This window comes from Streptomyces sp. NPDC024698 (genome assembly GCF_055559015.1).
This window is the reverse complement of the sequence record NZ_JBVHLK010000019.1, coordinates 122688-140740: the sequence shown is the minus strand read 5'-3', so window position 1 is coordinate 140740 and position 18053 is coordinate 122688. Positions and strand designations below refer to the sequence as shown.

Below are 18053 nucleotides of genomic sequence, written 5' to 3'. Positions count from 1 at the left end.
GGGAGCACGGCACCCGATCATGGGATCAGGGAGCCGCCGGGCTCGCGAGGAGACGTCATGCTGTTGGAACCGCCCCCGTTCGACCCCGAACTGGCCGCCGCCCTCGCCGCGGTCGGGCCCTCCGAGCCGTCCGGGCCGACCCTGGCGGACATCGCCGCCCTGCGCGGCGTACAAGCGGCCGCCGTCCCCGCGTACGACCTCACCGACGGTGGCGCCTTCACGACCACGGATCTGACGGTGCCAGGACCCCGGGACGCTCCCGACATCTCGCTGCTCGTCATCACGCCCGTGGCGCCGGCCGAGCACGGGCCGCGCCCGGTGATCTACCACTCCCACGGCGGGGGCATGGTCCTCGGCACCAACCGGGCCGGGGTGGAGGTCGTCCTGGAATGGGCGAGGGAACTGGACGCGGTCGTGGTGTCCGTGGAGTACCGGCTGGCCCCCGAACACCCTTACCCGGCAGGGGTGGAGGACGTCTACGCCGGTCTGCTGTGGACGGCCCGGCACGCCGGCGAGCTCGGCGGCGATCCGGAGCGGATCGTGATCGCGGGCGCCAGTGCGGGCGGTGGCCTCACCGCGGCGCTCGCCCTGCTCTCCCGGGACCGTGGGGGACCCCGGGCGCTCGGGCAGGTGCTGATGTATCCGATGCTCGACGACCGCAACGACTCGCCGTCCGCGCACCAGATGGCGGGCGTCGGCGCCTGGGACCGTACGGCCAACGAGACCGCCTGGACCGCCGTGCTGGGCGCTGCCCGGGGCGGCCCCGACGTGTCCGCGCACGCCGCACCCGCTCGGGCCTCGGACCTGTCCGGGCTGCCCCCCGCCTTCCTCGACGTCGGTTCCGCGGAGACGTTCCGGGACGAGGTCGTCGACTACGCGGCCCGCATCTGGCGGGCCGGCGGGGTCGCCGAACTGCATGTGTGGCCCGGCGGCTTCCACGGCTTCGACGCCTTCGCCCCGCACACCGTGCTCGCCCGGACCGCCCGTGCGGCCCGGATCGACTGGCTGCGCAGGCTGCTGGCCCCGTGAGGGCGCGCACGCCGAGGACGCGAGGCGGTGACGGCCGGCAGCCGCCGGGTCCGCCGCCGTTCAGACGGGCAGCAGGCGGCCGATCAGCGCGCTGAGCTGCTGGGCGTTGCGGCACTCGTGCATCTCCACGAGCTCGGCGTAGGCGAGGGCGGCCGAGTCGCCCGTGCCCCACTGCGAGCGCCCCTCGGGGTTCAGCCAGTAGACCCGGCGGGCCTGCCGGGTCAGCTGCCGGACGGCGGGCAGATTGGGGTCACTCATGTTCGTCCGGGCGTCACCGAGCACGAAGACGGTCGTACGAGAGCCGACCGCGCCGGTGTACCGCTCGGCGAACTCGCCGAGCGCGACGCCGTAGTCGCTGCTGCCGTGCCAGCCGGTGATCTCCGCCTCGGCGCGGATCCGGGCGCTCAGCCCCTCGGGGTCGGCGGCACCGGGCCCGATCAGCCCGGTCACCTCGTCGACCCGGTTGACGAAGGCGAACACGCGCACCTTGCTGAACTGGTCGTGCAGGGCCTGGACCAGCAGCATGGTGAAGTCCGAGAAGCCCGACACCGACCCCGACACATCGCACAGCAGCACCAGTTCGGGCCGCACGGGACGGCGTCTGCGCAGCACGGGGCGCATCGGCACACCGCCCGTGGACAGCGATCCGCGCAGGGTCCGGCGCAGATCGACGGTGCCGCGCCGGGCCCTGCGGCGGCGCGCGGCGAGCCGCGTGGCCAGCTTGCGCGCGAGCGGCTGTACGGCCTTGCGCAGTTCGGCGAGCCGGTCGCGGCCGGCGAACAGGAAGTCGACGCGGTCGGCGGTCGGGGCGATCGCGCGCCGGGCGATCTCGTCGCGGCTCCGCCGCTCGGCCACCCGGCGCCTCGCCTCCGTCGCGACCTGCCGCCTGAACACCTCGACGCGCCGCCGGATCTCGTCCTCCAGGAGACGGTCGGTGAACCCCGCCGCACCGCCGCCCGCGCGGACGGCGTCCCGCACCCGGGCCAGCAGTGTCTGCGGCCGCAGCCGGTCGAGCGTCTGGTACGACGACCAGCCGTCCGTCGCCGTCGTCCCCCCGTAGCCGCCGAAACCGTCGACGGCCTCGATCGCCAACTGACCCATGAGCGCCTGGTCGTCGGCGGCCAGGGCGGCGGCGAGCCGATCGCGCAGATCGTCCCGGTCGGCGGGCGCCGGCCCGTCCGGTCCCCCGACGCCGTACGGGAAGTAGACGTCGAAGACGGGGTCGAACACCCGGCGCTGGCCCGGGTTGTGCAGGAGCGTGGCGGCCAGCCCCTCGCGCAGCAGGGCACGGTCGGTGAAGCCGAGCGCCTCCACCGCCCGCGCGGCGTCCACCGTCTCGCCGGTGCCGATCCGCACGCCGTGCGAGCGCAGCGCGCCGACGAGTCCCGTGAGCCGGTCCGCGACACCGTCCGCCGGCGCGCCCCCGTCCGCCGGTGCCACGGCGTTCACACGGCGCCCAGGTCGAGCTTGGCCGCCGCCTTCGTCACGTCGTCCTGATGCTTGAGGATCACGCCGAGGGTGTCCCGTACGACGTGTTCGTCGAGGGTGCCCGCGCCCAGTGCGAGCAGCGTGCGGGCCCAGTCGATGGTCTCGGCGACGGAGGGGACCTTGCGCAGGTCCATCTCCCGCAGTGCCCCGACGACCCGCACCACGGACTCGGTGAGCGCCGTGTCGAGCCCGGGCACCTTCAGCCGTACGATCCGGCGCTCCAGCTCCTCGTCGGGGAACCCGATGTGCAGGAAGAGGCAGCGGCGGCGCAGGGCCTCGGACAGTTCGCGGCTCGCGTTCGAGGTGAGGACCACGAAGGGGCGGCTGGTCGCGGTGATCGTGCCCAGTTCGGGGACGGTGACCTGGAAGTCGCTGAGCACTTCGAGGAGCAGTCCCTCCACCTCGATGTCGGCCTTGTCGGTCTCGTCGATCAGCAGGACCTTCGGGTCGTCGCCGCGGATGGCGGTGAGCAGCGGACGCGGCAGCAGGAACTCCTCGGAGAAGACGTCCGTGCGCGTCTCGTCCCACGTCTCGTCCCGGCCGGCGGTGATGCGCAGCAGCTGCTTGGCGTGGTTCCACTCGTACAGCGCCCGTGACTCGTCGACGCCCTCGTAGCACTGGAGGCGGACGAGCCGGGCTCCGGCGACCTCGGCGACGGCCTTGGCGAGTTCGGTCTTGCCCACGCCGGCCGGCCCCTCCACGAGGAGGGGTTTGCCGAGGCGGTCGGCCAGGAAGACCGTGGTGGCGACGGCGGGCGAGGCGAGATAGCCCGCGTCGGCGAGGCGCGTGGAGACGTCGTCGACGGATGTGAACAGCAACGGGGCCTCCGGCACGCGCGGACGAGATCGGGCTCACTATCTAAGCGCTTGTTCACCCTCGCTGTCACGTGTGACGACCCCCACGGCACAGCGCTGCCATGACGGGCCCCACGGCACGGCGCTGCCCGTCCTGCCCGCCCTGGGCCTGTCCGCTAGGACACCCGCAGGACGATCTTGCCGCGTCGGTGTTCGCGTTCGAGGGCCGCGTAGGCACCCGGGGCGCTCTCCAGGGGAACGATCCGGTCGACCTGCGGGATCAGCCGGCCCGCCTCGACGAGCGCGTTCAGCTCCTCCAGACCGGCGCGGTCCGGCTCGACCACGAAGAACACCGCTCGGGCGTCCGCGTCCTCGGGCGGTTCCGGCGGTGCGACGACGCTGACCAGGACCCCGCCGGGACGCAGCACCTGCCAGGAACGGGCCTGTACGTCCCCGCCGACGGTGTCGAAGACGACGTCCGCGTCCTTCACCTCGTCCTCGAAGCACTGCCCGGCGTAGTCGATCACGGTGGCCGCGCCCAGGCCCCGTACGAAGTCGGTGTCCCGGTCCGCCGCGGTGGCCGTCACCTCGGCCCCCAGCGCCGCCGCGACCTGGACGACGAAGGAGCCCACGCCCCCCGCGCCGCCGTGCACCAGGACACGCTGCCCCGGCGTGACGCCGGCATGGGTGACCAGGCCCTGCCACGCGGTCAGGCCCGCGAGCGGCAGCGCGGCCGTCCGCTCGTGGTCGAGCGACCCCGGCTTCGGGGCGAGGACCGCCGCGGGAACGGCCACGTACTCGGCCGCCGCTCCGTCCCGGGTGAAGGGGATCAGCCCGTAGACCGCCTCGCCCGGCCTGAGGCCGCTGACGCCGTGGCCGAGCTCGGCCACGACACCGGAGACCTCCTTGGACGGCACGACCGGCAGGCGCGGGCGGCCGTCGTCGAAACCGTCGGTCCAGGTCGCGTCCCAGTCGAGCTCCCCGGGGGTGATCGAGGCCGCCCGCACCTCGACCAGCACGTCGCCGTGACCGGGGACCGGCTTCGGCGCGACCTCGTGGATCAGCTCCTCGGGACCGCCCCGGCGATGACCGCGTACCGCGCGCATGGTGCCGTTCATCCGGTGCCTCCTCGTCGGGACGGCACACGGCCGCCGTGGACCCGGTCCCGGAGGCCCTGGGCCTCCGGCGGACCGTTCCTCACGATAGTTGCGGGACCGGCGGCTTTCCTGCCGGGCGAAGCCGGGCGGCACAAAGGTCTGACCCGCCACCACGGGGGGAGCGACGGGCCAGACCCTGTGTCCACGGTGCCATGCCGGGACCGTGTCGCGCAGTCCCTTCGCGAAGTCCCGGGCGCCGCTCAGTCCCTGAGGCGGTCGATCTGCCGGATCTTGTTGGTGGCGTCGAGGGCGGCGACCTTGTAGGACTCGGCGAGTGTGGGGTAGTTGAAGACGGCGTCGACCAGATAGTCGACCGTTCCGCCGCAGCCCATGACCGACTGGCCGATGTGGATGAGTTCGGTCGCTCCGGTGCCGAAGCAGTGGACGCCGAGGAGCTTGCGGTCCTCGGGCGAGACCAGCAGCTTCAGCATGCCGTGCGAGTCGCCGATGATCTGCCCCCGGGCCAGTTCCCGGTAGCGGGAGATGCCCACCTCGAACGGCACGCACTCCTCGGTCAGTTGGTCCTCGGTCCGGCCGATGAAGCTGATCTCGGGAATGGTGTAGATGCCGATCGGCTGCTGGTCGAGCATCCGGTTCACCGGCTCGCCGCAGGCGTGGTACGCCGCCGTACGGCCCTGTTCCATCGAGGTGGCCGCGAGGGCCGGGAAGCCGATGACGTCACCGACGGCGTAGATGTGCGGGACCTCGGTGCGGTAGTGCTCGTCCACGGTGATGCGGCCACGCCGATCGGCGGACAACCCCGCCTTGCCGAGGTCGAGTTCATCGGTGAGGCCCTGCCGGCCCGCCGAGTACATGACGGCGTCGGCGGGTATCTTCTTGCCGCTCTCCAGGATCGTCAGCGTGCCCCGGGCATGGCGCTCCACGGCGGCGACGGTCTCACCGAAGCGGAAGGTGACGGCCAGGTCGCGCAGGTGGTACTTCAGCGACTCGATCACCTCGACGTCACAGAAGTCGAGCATGCCGGACCGCTTCTCGACCACCGTGATCTTGGAGCCGAGGGCGGCGAACATGGAGGCGTACTCCATGCCGATCACCCCGGCGCCGACGATGACCATGGAGCGCGGCACCTGCTCCAGGTTCAGGACGTTGTCCGAGTCCATGACCGTCCGCCCGTCGAACGCGACGGTGTCGGGCCGCGCCGGGCGGGTGCCCGTGGCGATGACGATGTGGTCGGCGCTCAGCCGCTTCTCGTTGCCGTTGGGCTCGGTCAGGGCGACCGTGTGGTCGTCCACGAACCGGCCGACGCCGGCGAACAGGGAGACGTGGTTGCGGGAGAGCTGGTTGCGGATGACGTCCACCTCGCGGCTGACCACGTGCTCGGTGCGAGCGGTCAGATCGGCGACGGTGATGTCCTCCTTCAAACGGTAGCTCTGGCCGTAGAGATCCCGCTGGCTGAGGCCGCTGAGATACAGCACCGCCTCACGCAGCGTCTTGGAGGGGATGGTTCCGGTGTGGATGGAGACCCCGCCGACCATGTCGGGGCGGTCGATGACGGCGACCCGACGGCCGAGCTTGGCCGCTGCTATCGCGGCTTTCTGTCCACCCGGGCCGGATCCGATGACGAGCATGTCGAAGTCGCGCACCAGCGGAGTCTGTCAGCCCGGCACCGCTCACCGAAAGGGTGAACGGGCGATCGGTCACCCGAGTGACGGATGAAGCGCGGGCCCACGGCGGCGGCGTCCGGCCGTGCGAGCGCGCCGGCATCCGGCCATGCTCGGGTGCGGGCATCCGGCCATACGCGTGTGTGAACGTCGCGGCCCCGGCCGACCGCGTCGTCGCCGGCCGAACTCCGTGCCCGGCAGCACCGGCTCAGCGGTGGGCGAACGCATCCGGGAATAGGGCACGGGCCGCGTCCGGGTGGGCTACATTCGGGGATCCTTGGCATCGGCGCCTCCGGGGGTGAGGTCGCGTCGAGGAGAACTCCGGAGCGGCGAATGCATCAGTCCCACCTTTCTGCACCGCCAACTACGCGCACGCAGGGGGGACTTGCCGACAGCCTTCGCGAAGCGGCACTCAACACGCCCGATCTGCCGCAGGTCGCGCGCCGCGCCGAGGGTCGCACCGGTGACTGGATCCCGGTGACGGCGGCCGAGCTGTGGGACGAAGTCGTGGACGTGGCACGGGGGTTCATGCGGTCCGGCATCCGTCCCGGCGACCGGGTGGCCATCATGGCGCGCACCCGCTACGAGTGGACCGTGCTCAGCTATGCCCTGTGGTCGGTGGGCGCCGAGATCGTGCCGGTCTACCCGACGTCCTCCCACGACCAGGTGGCGTGGATCCTTCAGGACGCGCGCTGCGTGGGCGTGGTCGTCGAGGACGAACAGGGCATCATGACGGTGGGCTCGGCCTGCGCCACGCTCCCGTTCCTGCGCCATGTCTGGCAGTTGGACAACGGGGCGATGGCCCAGCTGGTGGAGCGCGGCCGGACGATACCCGCGACCGCGGTCGACTCACTGCGCCGGATCGTGCTGGCCGACTCCACCGCGGTCGTCGCGTACACCTCCGGCACGACGGGACAGCCCAAGGGCTGCGCCCTGACGCACCGCAGCCTGGCGAGCCCCTGCGACACGCTGCTCCAGGGCTGGCGGCAGACGGCCGCTCCCCCGGGCACACAGCCGGCCGTGCTCGCCTTCCTGCCCTTCTCGCACGCCTACGGGCTGATGATCCAGGGCATCTGCCTGCGCGGCGGCATCCTGATGGGACACGAGCCCGACCTGCGGGAGGAGACCCTTTCCGAGGCCATGCTCTCGTTCCGTCCGACCTATCTGTACGCCGTCCCGTCCGTCTTCGAGAGGATCTACAAGAACTTCGTGCGGGCCTCCCAACGAGCGGGCCGCGGCGTGCTGTTCGAGCGTGCCGTGCGCACGGCACGGGACTTCGCGCTGGCCGAGGAACAGCAGCGGCTCGGCACCGGTCCCGGCCCCGGTTTCGACCTGCGGCTCCAGCACTCCCTGTACGAGAAGACCGTGTACAGACGGCTGCGCGCCGCGCTCGGCGGGCGGGTCTGCGGCGCGGTGTCGGGCGGTTCGCCGCTGAACCGTGAACTGGCCCTGTTCTTCGCGGGAATCGGCATCTTCATCCACGACGGCTACGGGCTCACCGAGACGAGCGGGGGGATCACCGCCCAGCCGGTCGGCCGGGAGAAGTTCGGCACGGTCGGACAGCCGCTGCCCGGCACGGAGGTCCAGGTGTCGGAGGACGGGGAGATCCTCGTGTGGGGGCCCTCCGTCTTCCAGGGCTACATCAACGACCCGGCGGCGACCGCGGCCTCTTTCCGCAACGGCTGGCTGGCGACCGGGGACATCGGCCGGGTCGACTCCGAGGGGTATCTGACCATCACCGGCCGCAAGAAGGACATCATCATCACCAGCGGGGGCAAGAGCGTTGCCCCCGCGGCTCTGGAGGAGCGGCTGCGGGTCCATCCGCTCATCCATCAGGCGGCCGTCGTGGGCGACAACAGGCCCTGTGTGGGTGCCCTGATCACCCTGGACCCGGAGTTCGTGTCGCACTGGCGCGCCGCCCGGGCCAAGGGGGAGTCGCCCGCCCGGGACGCGCGGGAGGAGAACGAGCTGCGCGAGGAGGTCAGGCGCGCGGTCGCGGCGGCCAACAGCACCGTCTCCCGCTCCGAGTCCATCCGCGTCTTCAGGGTCCTGCCGGAGCCCTTCGACCTGTCCAACGGACTGCTGACGCCTTCGCTGAAGCTGCGCCGGGACGCGATCGCCCAGCGGTACGCGGCCGAGATCGAGGCCATGTACCAGACCTCGTCGCGCGTTCCGCGGGAGGCGGCCATCGGCGACCCGTCGATCCTGGACGACTCCGACAACGTCTTCGGCTGACTCGGGGGCCCTCATGACCCCGTCGTCCCGGGCCGGACGGCGGGGCCGGCGGGCGCGGGCCCCGCGGGCGTCCGCGCGGCGGGGAGCCGCAGGGTGAAGACCGACCCGGTGCCGGTCTCGCTGGTGACGGAGACGGTTCCGCCGTGGGCCGCGACCAGGTGCCGGACGATGGCGAGGCCGAGCCCGCTGCCGCCGGTGCGCCGGCTGCGGGACTTCTCCGCCCGCCAGAACCGTTCGAAGACGTCGGCCAGATCGGCGGCGGCGATCCCGCTTCCGGTGTCGGCCACCGTGAACACGGCCTCGTCCTCCTCGCGGTGCGCGCGGAGGGTGACGGTGCCCTCGGCCGGGGTGTGGCGGATCGCGTTGGACACCAGGTTGCCGAGCGCCTGACGCATCCGTACGGGGTCCGCGTCCAGCCGGGTCGCACCGGCCGCCTCGGTCAGCAGCCGGACACCGGCGGCCTCGGCGCCGACCCGGTGTGCGGCCGCGACCTGGTCGAGGAGTTCGTCGGCGCGCACCTCCTCGCGGTGCAGCCGCAGCGTGCCCGCGTCGGCCGCCGCGAGGTCCTGGAGGTCGTCGATGACCCGTTGCAGGATTACGGCCTCCTCGTGCAGGGAGGACAGGAGTTCCGGGTCGGGTTCCACCAGGCCGTCGCGGGCCACCTCCAGCCAGCCGCGGATGTTGGTGAGCGGAGTGCGCAGTTCGTGCGCGATGTCGCTGACCATCGCCTTGCGCTGCTCCTCCATGCGCTCACGCCGCTCGGTCAGTTCGTTGAAGGCGAGCGCCAGGATGCCGGTCTCGTCCTGGGTGGTGACGGGCACGCGTACATGGCGCTCCGGAGGCTGCCGCGCGGCCTGGGTCAGTGCGCGCAGGGGCCGTACCAGCCGGGTGGCGACCAGCGCGGTCACGGCCACCGTGAGGGCGAGGACGAGTCCGGCGACGCCGGCCACCTCGGCCTTGTTGGCGGCGGACATGTCGAAGCGCGGAACCGGCCGGTCCCCCGTGCCGAGGAAGAGCTGGGCGGCGGGGGCGACATAGGGGTCGAGCTGCGTGCGCCGCGCCTCGGCGACGCAGGCGTTCACCGTCCGCGCGAGGGGACCGTCGTCGTCGGCCTGCCTCTTGCCCGTCAGGTACGGAAGCGGGGTCGTCGCGTTCACGGCCTCCAGCGGCAGCGCGAGGGGGTGGCCGAGGTGCGTCCCGTGGCGGTCCAGGCAGGCCCGGCTGAGCGCCGACAGGACGTCCAGGGCCTTCTGTTCGGTCGGGGTGGGGGTGTTGAGCCGTCCGTCGGCGCACTCGACCGGCACGAATCCGGGGTCCAGCGTCCCGTCGACGCCGCGCAGCACGGTCCGGCCGCTCGGCGTCTCCTCCGTACGGGTCCTGACCCCGTTGCGGGCGAAGCAGAGCCGGCGCACGACGGCCAGCTTGGCCACCGTCAGCCGCTCGTTCCCGGTCAGCCGGTACGGTCCCACGGCCCGTGGGTCGACGCCGGTGAGCTGCGCTCCGGGTTCCGTGGAGGTGTCGGTGCGCAGCGGGTCGACGGTGGCGGCGGCCCGGGGCGGCAGGGAGGTCCCGCGGACGGCGGAGTCGGCGAAGGGGGTGCGGTCGCCCGCGGTCAGGGCGATGCGCCGTCCGGTCCGGTGGGAGAGCGCGCGCAGGGTCCCTGCGACACCGGACCAGTCGGGGTGGGTGGCCGCGTATCCGCTGAGCTGCCGGAGGATGTCCATGTCCTCGGCGAGCACCTGGCCCTGCTCCTCCTGGATGGCCCGGGTGGTGGTCTGCACGGCGAGCCAGGCGGTCGCGGCCACGGAGCACAGGGCGATGAGGACGGAGGTGATCAGCAGCCGCACCAGCAGGCTCCTGCGCAGGGGCAGGGCGCGGCTCACGGCCGGTCGCCCCTGAGCTTGTAGCCGACGCCGAACACGGTGACCAGACGCACGGGTCTGCGCGGGTCGGCCTCGATCTTCCTGCGCAGGTTCATGATGTGCACATCGATGGCCCGCTCGGTCGAGGCCCGGTCGATACCCCGGGTGTGATGCAGCAACTGTCTTCGGGAGAAGACCCGTTCGGGTTCGCGGGCCATCGCCAGCAGGATCTCGTACTCGCCCGGGGTGCAGTCCACCGGCGAGCCGTCGCACAGGACCGTGTGCCGTCCCGGGTCGACCGCGATCCCTCCCGCCCTGACGACCGGATCGGCCCGCGGTGCGTCCACGGGCCGTCCGCCGCGTCTGAGCACGGTACGGATACGGGCCATCAGCTCGCGCGGGCTGTACGGCTTGGTCATGTAGTCGTCCGCGCCGAGCTCCAGGCCGAGCAGGACGTCGTCCTCGGTGGAGCGGGCGGTGAGCATGAGAACGGGGATGTCGTCGTCGTCCTCCCGCAGCGCCCGGCAGACCCCGAAGCCGTCGACCACCGGGAGCATGAGGTCCAGGACGACGAGGTCGGGCCGGTGCCGCCGTATCGCGTCGAGCGCCGCCGCGCCGTCGTGGACCACGGCCGCCGTATGCCCCTCGCCCAGCAGCGAACGGCGTATCAGCTCCGCCTGTTTCTCGTCGTCCTCCGCGACCAGCACATATGCGCACACGCGGCCGATGGTAGGGGCCGGCGGGCTCGGATCGGCCGGTGCGAGGGGCTTCCCACACCCTGACACCTTCCTGACAACCCCGGGGGACGCTGCGGGCGGGGTCCGACGCGGTCGGCGGCCCTCGGCTCAGCGGGCGAGCGAGGCCGCGTCCCCCATCACCACCACGGGGTGCAGGCCGGGGTCCAGTGCGCGCATCAGCTCCACCAGGTCGTCCTCGCGCAGACCGATGCATCCGTGGGTGGGGCCTCCGTGGTCCACGTGCAGCCAGATGCCCCCGCCGCGGGAGGCGCCCAGGGGCCGGGTCCAGTCCAGGGGTGTGGTGCCGGGCCTGCGGTTGTAGTCGATCGCGACCACGTAGTCGAAGGAGCCGGCCAGCGGCTCGCCCTCGAAGCCCGTGCCGGGTGAGGTGAAGGCGCCCGAGCGGTCGTACGGGAGCCGGGTGCCGGGGTCGGGGCGCAGTCCCCCGGCGTCCGTCAGGGTGAACACGCCTATGGGAGAGCGCAGGTCACCGGCGCGATGGTGGTCCGTCCAGCCCTTGAGCGCGTTGTGCGCGGGCCGGCTCGGACCGGCCCTCCAGCCCGCCTCCGTACGCTCGTACAGCACCACGGTGGACCGGGAGGAGTTGCGGCCCCGGCCGGTCACCACGACGGCCTGACGGGTCCGCGCGGGGATCGCGGCCAGGGTCCGGGGGCCCAGTCCCGCCGGCCGCCCCGGTGCCGGCGTGCGCGGGGCGGTCGGCGCGGGCGGCCCCTGTGTCGCCGGTGCCGCCTCGCCGTGCCGTGCCGGTGAGCCGTCGGCGCCGAGCTTCTCGGCGGGGGCGCCACCGCAGCCGGCGAGGAGGAAGGAGACGGCGAGGAGCGAGGAGACGGGGCGGATCGCCGCCCGGAGACGGTGTGCGGAGTTGATCATGCCTCGACCCTGGCCGACACATATGAGGAACTAGTCAGGTCATTCACGGTTCGCCGCGTACCCGCGATACGGAGGATCACCGGGTCACCGCCGTATCGACGGGTCAGCGGGTCAGGTGTGATCCACCCGCTCCGGCGGGGCGACGGGCACCCGCGCGTTCACCCAGGCCAGCAGGGTCACCGAGACGAGTGCCGCGCAGGCGCACCACGTCGAGACGAACTCCAGCTCCCACAGCGACCAGCAGATCGCCGCTCCCGCCCCGGTCAGGAGGCCGAGCAGCACGAGGCCGCGGTCGCCGGAGAGCAGCAGCGCGCCGACCGTGGCGAACAGGTAGCCCACGACGACCAGTTCGGGCCGGGGCAGGTCGACGGCATAGCCCATGGTGTGGCCGCGGATCTCGGCGCTGACGGGGCGGACGGCCAGGGAGTGGGCGAGCGCGGCCGCGGTCACGAGCCCGGCCGCGAGCGGGAGCAACAGCCGGCGCCGGGTGCGGGCGGGGGCCGCGCACAGGACGCCCGCCGGTACCCACGCGGCGAGCAGCGGAAGGGCGATCACGGCCCAGAGCACGGTGACGGGTCCCGTGCCGCCGCCGGTGTCCCAGACCCGGGCCTCGACGATCTGGTGGGCGCCGAGGAGCAACGGCAGCGCGGCCAGCGGGAGATCCGCAGCGCGCCGGGTCCTGAGCACACAGGCGGCGCCGACCGCGGCGATCCCGGCACCGGCCGCCAGATCGGCCGTAGCACTCCAGCACATCGCGCCCCCTGCGTCGCTTCCCTTCGTCCGCGTCCACGCTACGACGCCTTCGCCGTACTCCCCTTCCGGCATGCCGTCAGGGCGCCTCCCCCGCACGACACTTCATGAAGTTTCAACAAAGACCTCCCCGAAGTCCGGTTCGCCCCTGTGCCGCGGCCGCCAAGGGTGATTGGGTGGGGCCGGCCATGCCATCCGACACGCAGGAGAGCTCCGCAACCATGAGCACCCCGTACACCTTCGAATACAAGGTCGTCACGTTCCGCGAATCACTCATCGGTGACGCGCTGGACAGCGACAAGCTGGAAAAGGTACTGAACAAGCACGCCGAGGACGGGTGGGCGCTCAAGGCGATCACGGCCGCGGACGTCAAGGGCCGCATAGGTCCCGGCGCCGTGGAGGGCCTCCTGCTCACCCTGGAGCGGCCGCGCGGCTGACGGCCCCGTGACTCGGGCGGCCGACACCCCGTGGCGCACGCGGCCGACGGCCGCGTGGTGCGCGCGGCGCCGAAGCGGGAGATGCTGTTCGTGATGGGACAGCGGATCCGCAGGTGTTGCTGACGCCGTCGGAGGCCTTCCGGCACGGAGGGCCTCCAACGGCTGAACTCATGTCCGGGAACCCGACGAGGTTCCCGGACCCCGCGAGACCACTGCCGACCACTCGGGCCAGGACGGGCGGCGATGAAGAGCGACGGAACACTCCACACCGGTGTCGTCACCAGCCAGTCGGTGTTCGGCGCGCCTTGCTGGGTCAGTCTCACCACCAGCGACCTGCGGGCCGCCCAGAACTTCTACACCGCGGTGCTGGGCTGGCGGTGGTCCTCGACCACCAGGATGGGCGAGCAGTACCGCGTCGCCAGCGTCGGCGGGGTCCCCGTCGCCGGGGTCGCCGAGGTCGACTTCGTGGCGAAGACCGCGGTCGCCTGGACCGCCTTCTTCGCCGTGGCCTCCGCCGACGAGACCGTCTCCCGCAGCCAGGAGCGCGGCGGCACGACCGCCGTGGGCCCGATCTCGCTAACCCCCGGCCGGGCCGCGCTGCTGGCCGACCGGGACGGCGCGGTCTTCGGGATCTGGGAGGGCGACCTGGTCTCCGGCTGGGAGCGCTGGCGCAACGCGGCCCCGAGCTTCATCCGTCTGCACACCCGGGACGCCTTCGACGCCGCCATCTTCTACGGGGAGGTGCTGGGCTGGGCGAGCGCGGTCCCGGGCTGCTGCGAGGTCGACTACGAGGAGAACGAGGTCGTCCTGCGCAGCTTCGGCGACGTGGTGGCCCGGATCCACTCCGGCGCGCTGGGGGCCGCCCCCGACCCCGGCCTCCGGCCGCACTGGCAGATCCACTTCTCGGTCGACGACGTGGAGGCCTGCGTCCGCGCCGCGCGCGCTCACGGCGGCACCGCCCATCAGCAGGGCATCGGCTCGATGGAGGCCGTCATCATCGACCCCGACGGGGCCCGGTTCTCCGTGACCGCCCGGACCGCCGGATGACGGCGTCCGGGAACGCCCGCGACCGTCCCCGGACGAACCGGTCCGGCCCACGACGCGACGGATTACGCCGTTCGGGCTCCAATGGAGGATGACGGGATACCACCGGTACGACAGGCGCCGCCGCCCGCGTGGCCGTGCGGCGACCCGATGGAGGTCCGCGATGCCCACTGCTCTCCGGCTCCTGCCCGCGCTCTCCCCCGAACACCGCGATCGGCTGATGAGCGTGGGCCGCGAGGTGTCCTTTCCCGCGGACGGGCAGATCTTCGAGGCGGGTGGCACCGCCGACCGCTTCTGGGTGGTCCGGTCCGGAACGGTCTCCCTGTACCAGCGGGTGATCGCCGAACGACGGATCACCGTCGCCCAGCTGGGGCCCGGTGACCTGCTCGGCTGGTCGTGGCTGTTCCCCCCGCACACCTGGGACTTCGGCGCCGAGGCGTTCAGCCCGGTACGCGCCTACGAGTTCGACGCCGCCGAGGTACGGACCCTGTTCGACCGGGATCCGACGCTCGAACTGTCCCTGACCCGGACGATCGGCGCCATCCTGGCCCACCGTCTGGAGACGACCCGGGCCGCGCTCATCGAGCACTACGCGCGCCACGGCGGCGGCCGCTGAGACGCACGGCGAGCCCGGGCCGAGGTCACCCCCGCTGTCGGACCCGGCTGCGACAGTGATCTCTTATGAACGACATCCACGGTTCCCCGGACGCCCCGGACTCCTTCGCGCTCCTGCCCGGAGCGGCCCACTCGCCCGTGATCCTGCACGTGCCGCACTCCTCGCGGGAGATCCCGGCGCGGGTCCGTGCCGGCATCCTCCTCGACGACGCGGGGCTGGAGGGCGAGTTGGACCACATCACCGACATGCACACCGCCGAACTGGCCGCCGCCGCGGCCGAGGCGGCCGGGCTGAAACCGTGGCGGTTCGTCAACCGGCTGTCCCGGCTGGTCGTCGACCCCGAGCGTTTCCCGGACGAGCGCGAGGAGATGCTCGCCGTCGGGATGGGCGCGGTCTACACACGGACGACGCACCGGGCGCCGCTGCGGCCCGCGGACGCCGATCCGCGGCCGCTGACCGACCGCTTCTTCCACCCCTACGCGCTGGCGATGACGGAGGCCGTCACCGGCCGGCTGGCCGCCACCGGACGGGCCGTGATCATCGACATCCACTCGTATCCGACGGCCCGGCTGCCCTACGAACTGCACGGTGACGGGCCCCGGCCGCCGGTGTGTCTGGGGACGGACTCCTTCCACACCCCGCCGGAACTGGTCGCGCTCGCGGAGAAGGCGTTCGCGGGGCTGGGCGGCGTCGGGATCGACAGCCCGTTCGCGGGCGCGTACGTCCCCTTGCGGTACTACGAGCGGGAGCCGGAGGTCATCGCGCTGATGGTGGAGATCCGCCGGGACACGTACATGAAGGAGCCGGGAGGCCCGGTGGGTCCCGGTTTCCCGCGTCTGGTCTCGGCGCTGACCGCGCTCGTGGACACGGTGGACGAATGGACCCGCAGCGTCGAGACCCTGGGCGGCTGACACCACGACAGGCGACGTCCGGCCCCGGCGCCGGGCCGCGTCCACGCCGGGTGCCGTCCGGATCGGTCCAGGTGCCGTCCGGGTGCGGATGGCGTCCGGGGGCGGGCCGGTCCGGACGGCGCCCCCTCTGGCGACGGAGCGCCTGACACCCTAGGGTCGATGGTAAGCAAGCGCTCAGCCACCCCCGCAGGAGGGCAGGACCATGCCGGTCGTCGACGCGTGGATGCAGCACCCCACGCTCCGTCACTCCAACCACGAGATGTTCGCGTCACTGCGCCGCTGGACCGGCATGAAGACACTGGAGGAGGAGCTGCCGGTCGAGGTCACCCTGGCCGCGCTGGCGCGGGCCGGGGTGGATACCGGCCTGTCCTCGGCCTGGTACGGGCCGCAGGGCGCTCTCATCAGCAACGACGAGGTCGCCGCCTTCGTGGCGCGCTCGGACGGCCGGCTGCGCGGGGTCGCGGGCGCCGACCTCACCCGGCCCGTCGCGGCGGTGCGCGAACTCCGTCGGGCGGTGCAGGAGTTGGACTTCGTGGCGCTGCGGATCGTCCCGTGGCTGTGGCAACTGCCGCCCACCGACCGGCTCTACTACCCGCTCTACACCGCCTGCGCCGAACTCGGCGTCCCCTTCTGCACGCAGGTCGGGCACACCGGACCACTGCGCCCCTCCGAGACCGGCCGGCCCATCCCGTACATCGATCAGGTCGCGCTCGACTTCCCCGAACTGACCATCGTCTGCGGGCACATCGGCTACCCGTGGACCACGGAGATGATCGCGGTCGCCGACAAGCACGAGAACGTCCACATCGACACCAGCGCCTACACCGCCCGCCGCTATCCCCCGGAGCTCGTCGCGTATCTGCGCGGCCGGGGGCGGGGGAAGGTCCTGTTCGGCTCCAACTACCCGATGATCGAGCCGAGTCGGGCCCTGGAGCACCTGGACGAGCTGGGCCTGGACGAGGAGACCACCGCGCTGTTCCTCGCGGGCAACGCCCGGCGCGTCTTCCGCCTCGACGATCATTGATGGATGCTGGGGCCCTGACCAGCGTCGACCGTGAGGTGAGGGCAGCCCGGCCATGGCTTTGCAGATCAGCGCCACCAACCCGGAGCATCCCGCGCTCCTGCTCGCACTGCCGTGGCAACTGCCCCTGGAGGACTGGCCCGAGCACCATCTGGTGCCGCTGCCGCGCGGCATCTCCCGCCACGTCGTGCGCTACGCGCGCGCCGGGGACGAGGTGGTGGCCGTCAAGGAGCTCGCCGAACGGCCCGCGGTGCGCGAGTACGAGCTGCTGCGCGGCCTGGACCGGCTCGGGATACCCGCCGTCGACCCGCTCGCCGTGGTCACCGGCCGCACCGACGCCGCCGGAGAGCCCCTGGAGCCGGTGCTGATCACCCGGCACCTGGGCGGCTCGCTGCCGTACCGGTCGATGTTCGAGACCACCATGCGGCCGGCGACCATGCACCGGCTGATGGACGCGCTGGCCGTCCTGCTGGTGCGGCTGCACCTGGCCGGGTTCGCGTGGGGCGACTGCTCGCTGTCCAACACGCTGTTCCGGCGTGACGCGGGAGCCTACGCCGCGTATCTGGTGGACGCCGAGACCGGCGATCTGCACCCTCGGCTCAGCGACGGCCAGCGGGAGTACGACCTCGATCTCGCCCGGGTGAACATCAGCGGCGAACTGCTCGACCTGGAAGCGGCCGACGCCCTGCACCCCTCGGTGGACCCGATCGAGTTCGGCCGGGAGATCTGCGCCCGCTACCAGGGCCTGTGGGAGGAGCTGACGCGCACCTCCGTCTATCCGGCGGGCAAGTACCACTACATCGACCGCCGCATACGACGGCTCAACGACCTCGGCTTCGACGTCGCCGAGATGCAGATCGCGAGCTCGTCCAACGGCGACACCGTCACCTTCGTGCCCAAGGTCGTCGACGCGGGCCACCATCAGCGCCAGCTGCTGCGGCTGACCGGACTCGACACCGAGGAGAACCAGGCCCGCAGGCTCCTGAACGACCTGGAGAGCTGGATGGCCACCCAGGACGACTACGCGCCGAGCTCGTCCACGCCCGGCACCCGGACCGGCCGGGGCGGGGCGCATCCGCACGCCGCCCGGCCCGAGGTGCTCGCCCACCGGTGGGTGCGGGACGTGTTCCGGCCCGCGGTCCGCGCGGTGCCCCAGGACCTGCGCGGCTCCATGGACCCGGCCGAGCTGTACCACGAGCTCCTCGAACACCGCTGGTTCCTGTCCGAGCGCGCCCAGCACGACATCGGCCTGGACGCGGCCGTGAAGGACTACGTCACGACCATCCTCCCGGCGGTCCGCGCCCCGCTGCCGGGCCCCGCGGACGCACCGGAGACACCCGGCGGGAACCCCGTTCCCGAGCAAAGGTGACCGATCGTACATACGATTGGCTCTGTATCCGCCCCGGCGCGCCCTCGGCGTCCCCCGGGACGGGACGCAACTGACCTGCTCGGGGTGGGA

16 protein-coding genes are annotated in these 18053 nt (G+C 72.5%); 8 read left to right on the top strand and 8 right to left on the bottom strand.

Going from position 1 to position 18053, the window contains the following annotated elements:
* Positions 1-57: 57 nt before the first annotated feature.
* The gene (locus tag ACZ4AA_RS30785) at positions 58-1029 is read left to right on the top strand and encodes an alpha/beta hydrolase (protein WP_467609947.1); all 972 of its coding nucleotides are present in this window, start codon (positions 58-60) and stop codon (positions 1027-1029) included.
* 60 nt (positions 1030-1089) lie between these two features.
* Here ACZ4AA_RS30785 and ACZ4AA_RS30780 read toward each other — a convergent pair whose 3' ends face one another.
* The 4 genes from ACZ4AA_RS30780 to sthA form a co-directional block, all read right to left on the bottom strand.
* Entirely contained in the window at positions 1090-2478 is a 1389-nt protein-coding gene (locus ACZ4AA_RS30780; protein WP_467609945.1) for a VWA domain-containing protein, read from the bottom strand.
* Positions 2475-3332, bottom strand: coding sequence for an AAA family ATPase (locus ACZ4AA_RS30775; RefSeq protein ID WP_467609992.1), 858 nt, complete (start codon positions 3330-3332; stop codon positions 2475-2477). Before ACZ4AA_RS30775 ends, ACZ4AA_RS30780 begins: the two co-directional genes overlap by 4 nt.
* A 155-nt stretch (positions 3333-3487) precedes the next feature.
* Complete coding sequence (locus ACZ4AA_RS30770) at positions 3488-4429, bottom strand: NADP-dependent oxidoreductase (protein WP_467609943.1); 942 nt, start codon at positions 4427-4429, stop codon at positions 3488-3490.
* Between the two features lie 239 nt (positions 4430-4668).
* The gene (gene sthA / locus ACZ4AA_RS30765) at positions 4669-6072 is read right to left on the bottom strand and encodes a Si-specific NAD(P)(+) transhydrogenase (protein WP_467609941.1); all 1404 of its coding nucleotides are present in this window, start codon (positions 6070-6072) and stop codon (positions 4669-4671) included.
* A 351-nt stretch (positions 6073-6423) separates the two neighbouring features.
* On the opposite strand from sthA, the gene ACZ4AA_RS30760 reads away from it, so the two are divergent.
* Positions 6424-8325, top strand: a complete 1902-nt coding sequence (locus ACZ4AA_RS30760; RefSeq protein ID WP_467609939.1) for an AMP-dependent synthetase/ligase — start codon at positions 6424-6426, stop codon at positions 8323-8325.
* An 11-nt stretch (positions 8326-8336) separates the two neighbouring features.
* On the opposite strand, the gene ACZ4AA_RS30755 is transcribed toward ACZ4AA_RS30760, so the two are convergent.
* From ACZ4AA_RS30755 to ACZ4AA_RS30740, 4 genes are all read right to left on the bottom strand, one after another.
* Positions 8337-10208 (bottom strand): ATP-binding protein, encoded by a 1872-nt coding sequence (locus ACZ4AA_RS30755; RefSeq protein WP_467609937.1) that lies wholly within the window; start codon positions 10206-10208, stop codon positions 8337-8339.
* The gene (locus ACZ4AA_RS30750; protein WP_467609935.1) at positions 10205-10906 is read right to left on the bottom strand and encodes a response regulator transcription factor; all 702 of its coding nucleotides are present in this window, start codon (positions 10904-10906) and stop codon (positions 10205-10207) included. Before ACZ4AA_RS30750 ends, ACZ4AA_RS30755 begins: the two co-directional genes overlap by 4 nt.
* Before the next feature lie 126 nt (positions 10907-11032).
* Positions 11033-11815: a L,D-transpeptidase family protein gene (locus tag ACZ4AA_RS30745; RefSeq protein WP_467609933.1), complete on the bottom strand. Its 783-nt coding sequence runs from the start codon at positions 11813-11815 to the stop codon at positions 11033-11035.
* Positions 11816-11926: 111 nt separating this feature from the next.
* A complete protein-coding gene (locus ACZ4AA_RS30740; protein ID WP_467609931.1) occupies positions 11927-12568 on the bottom strand; it encodes a DUF6629 family protein in 642 nt (213 codons plus the stop codon).
* A 218-nt stretch (positions 12569-12786) separates the two neighbouring features.
* Here ACZ4AA_RS30740 and ACZ4AA_RS30735 point away from each other — a divergent pair, with 218 nt between their 5' ends.
* From ACZ4AA_RS30735 to ACZ4AA_RS30710, 6 genes are all read left to right on the top strand, one after another.
* Entirely contained in the window at positions 12787-13002 is a 216-nt protein-coding gene (locus ACZ4AA_RS30735) for a DUF4177 domain-containing protein (protein WP_261706275.1), read from the top strand.
* A gap of 243 nt (positions 13003-13245) precedes the next feature.
* Positions 13246-14049 (top strand): VOC family protein, encoded by an 804-nt coding sequence (locus ACZ4AA_RS30730; protein WP_467609928.1) that lies wholly within the window; start codon positions 13246-13248, stop codon positions 14047-14049.
* Positions 14050-14209: 160 nt separating this feature from the next.
* Positions 14210-14662: a Crp/Fnr family transcriptional regulator gene (locus ACZ4AA_RS30725; RefSeq protein WP_467609926.1), complete on the top strand. Its 453-nt coding sequence runs from the start codon at positions 14210-14212 to the stop codon at positions 14660-14662.
* A 65-nt stretch (positions 14663-14727) separates the two neighbouring features.
* Positions 14728-15573: an N-formylglutamate amidohydrolase gene (locus tag ACZ4AA_RS30720; protein ID WP_467609924.1), complete on the top strand. Its 846-nt coding sequence runs from the start codon at positions 14728-14730 to the stop codon at positions 15571-15573.
* A gap of 202 nt (positions 15574-15775) precedes the next feature.
* Entirely contained in the window at positions 15776-16597 is an 822-nt protein-coding gene (locus ACZ4AA_RS30715; RefSeq protein WP_467609922.1) for an amidohydrolase family protein, read from the top strand.
* A 52-nt stretch (positions 16598-16649) separates the two neighbouring features.
* Entirely contained in the window at positions 16650-17963 is a 1314-nt protein-coding gene (locus ACZ4AA_RS30710; RefSeq protein WP_467609920.1) for a DUF4032 domain-containing protein, read from the top strand.
* The last annotated feature ends 90 nt before the right edge of the window (positions 17964-18053 follow it).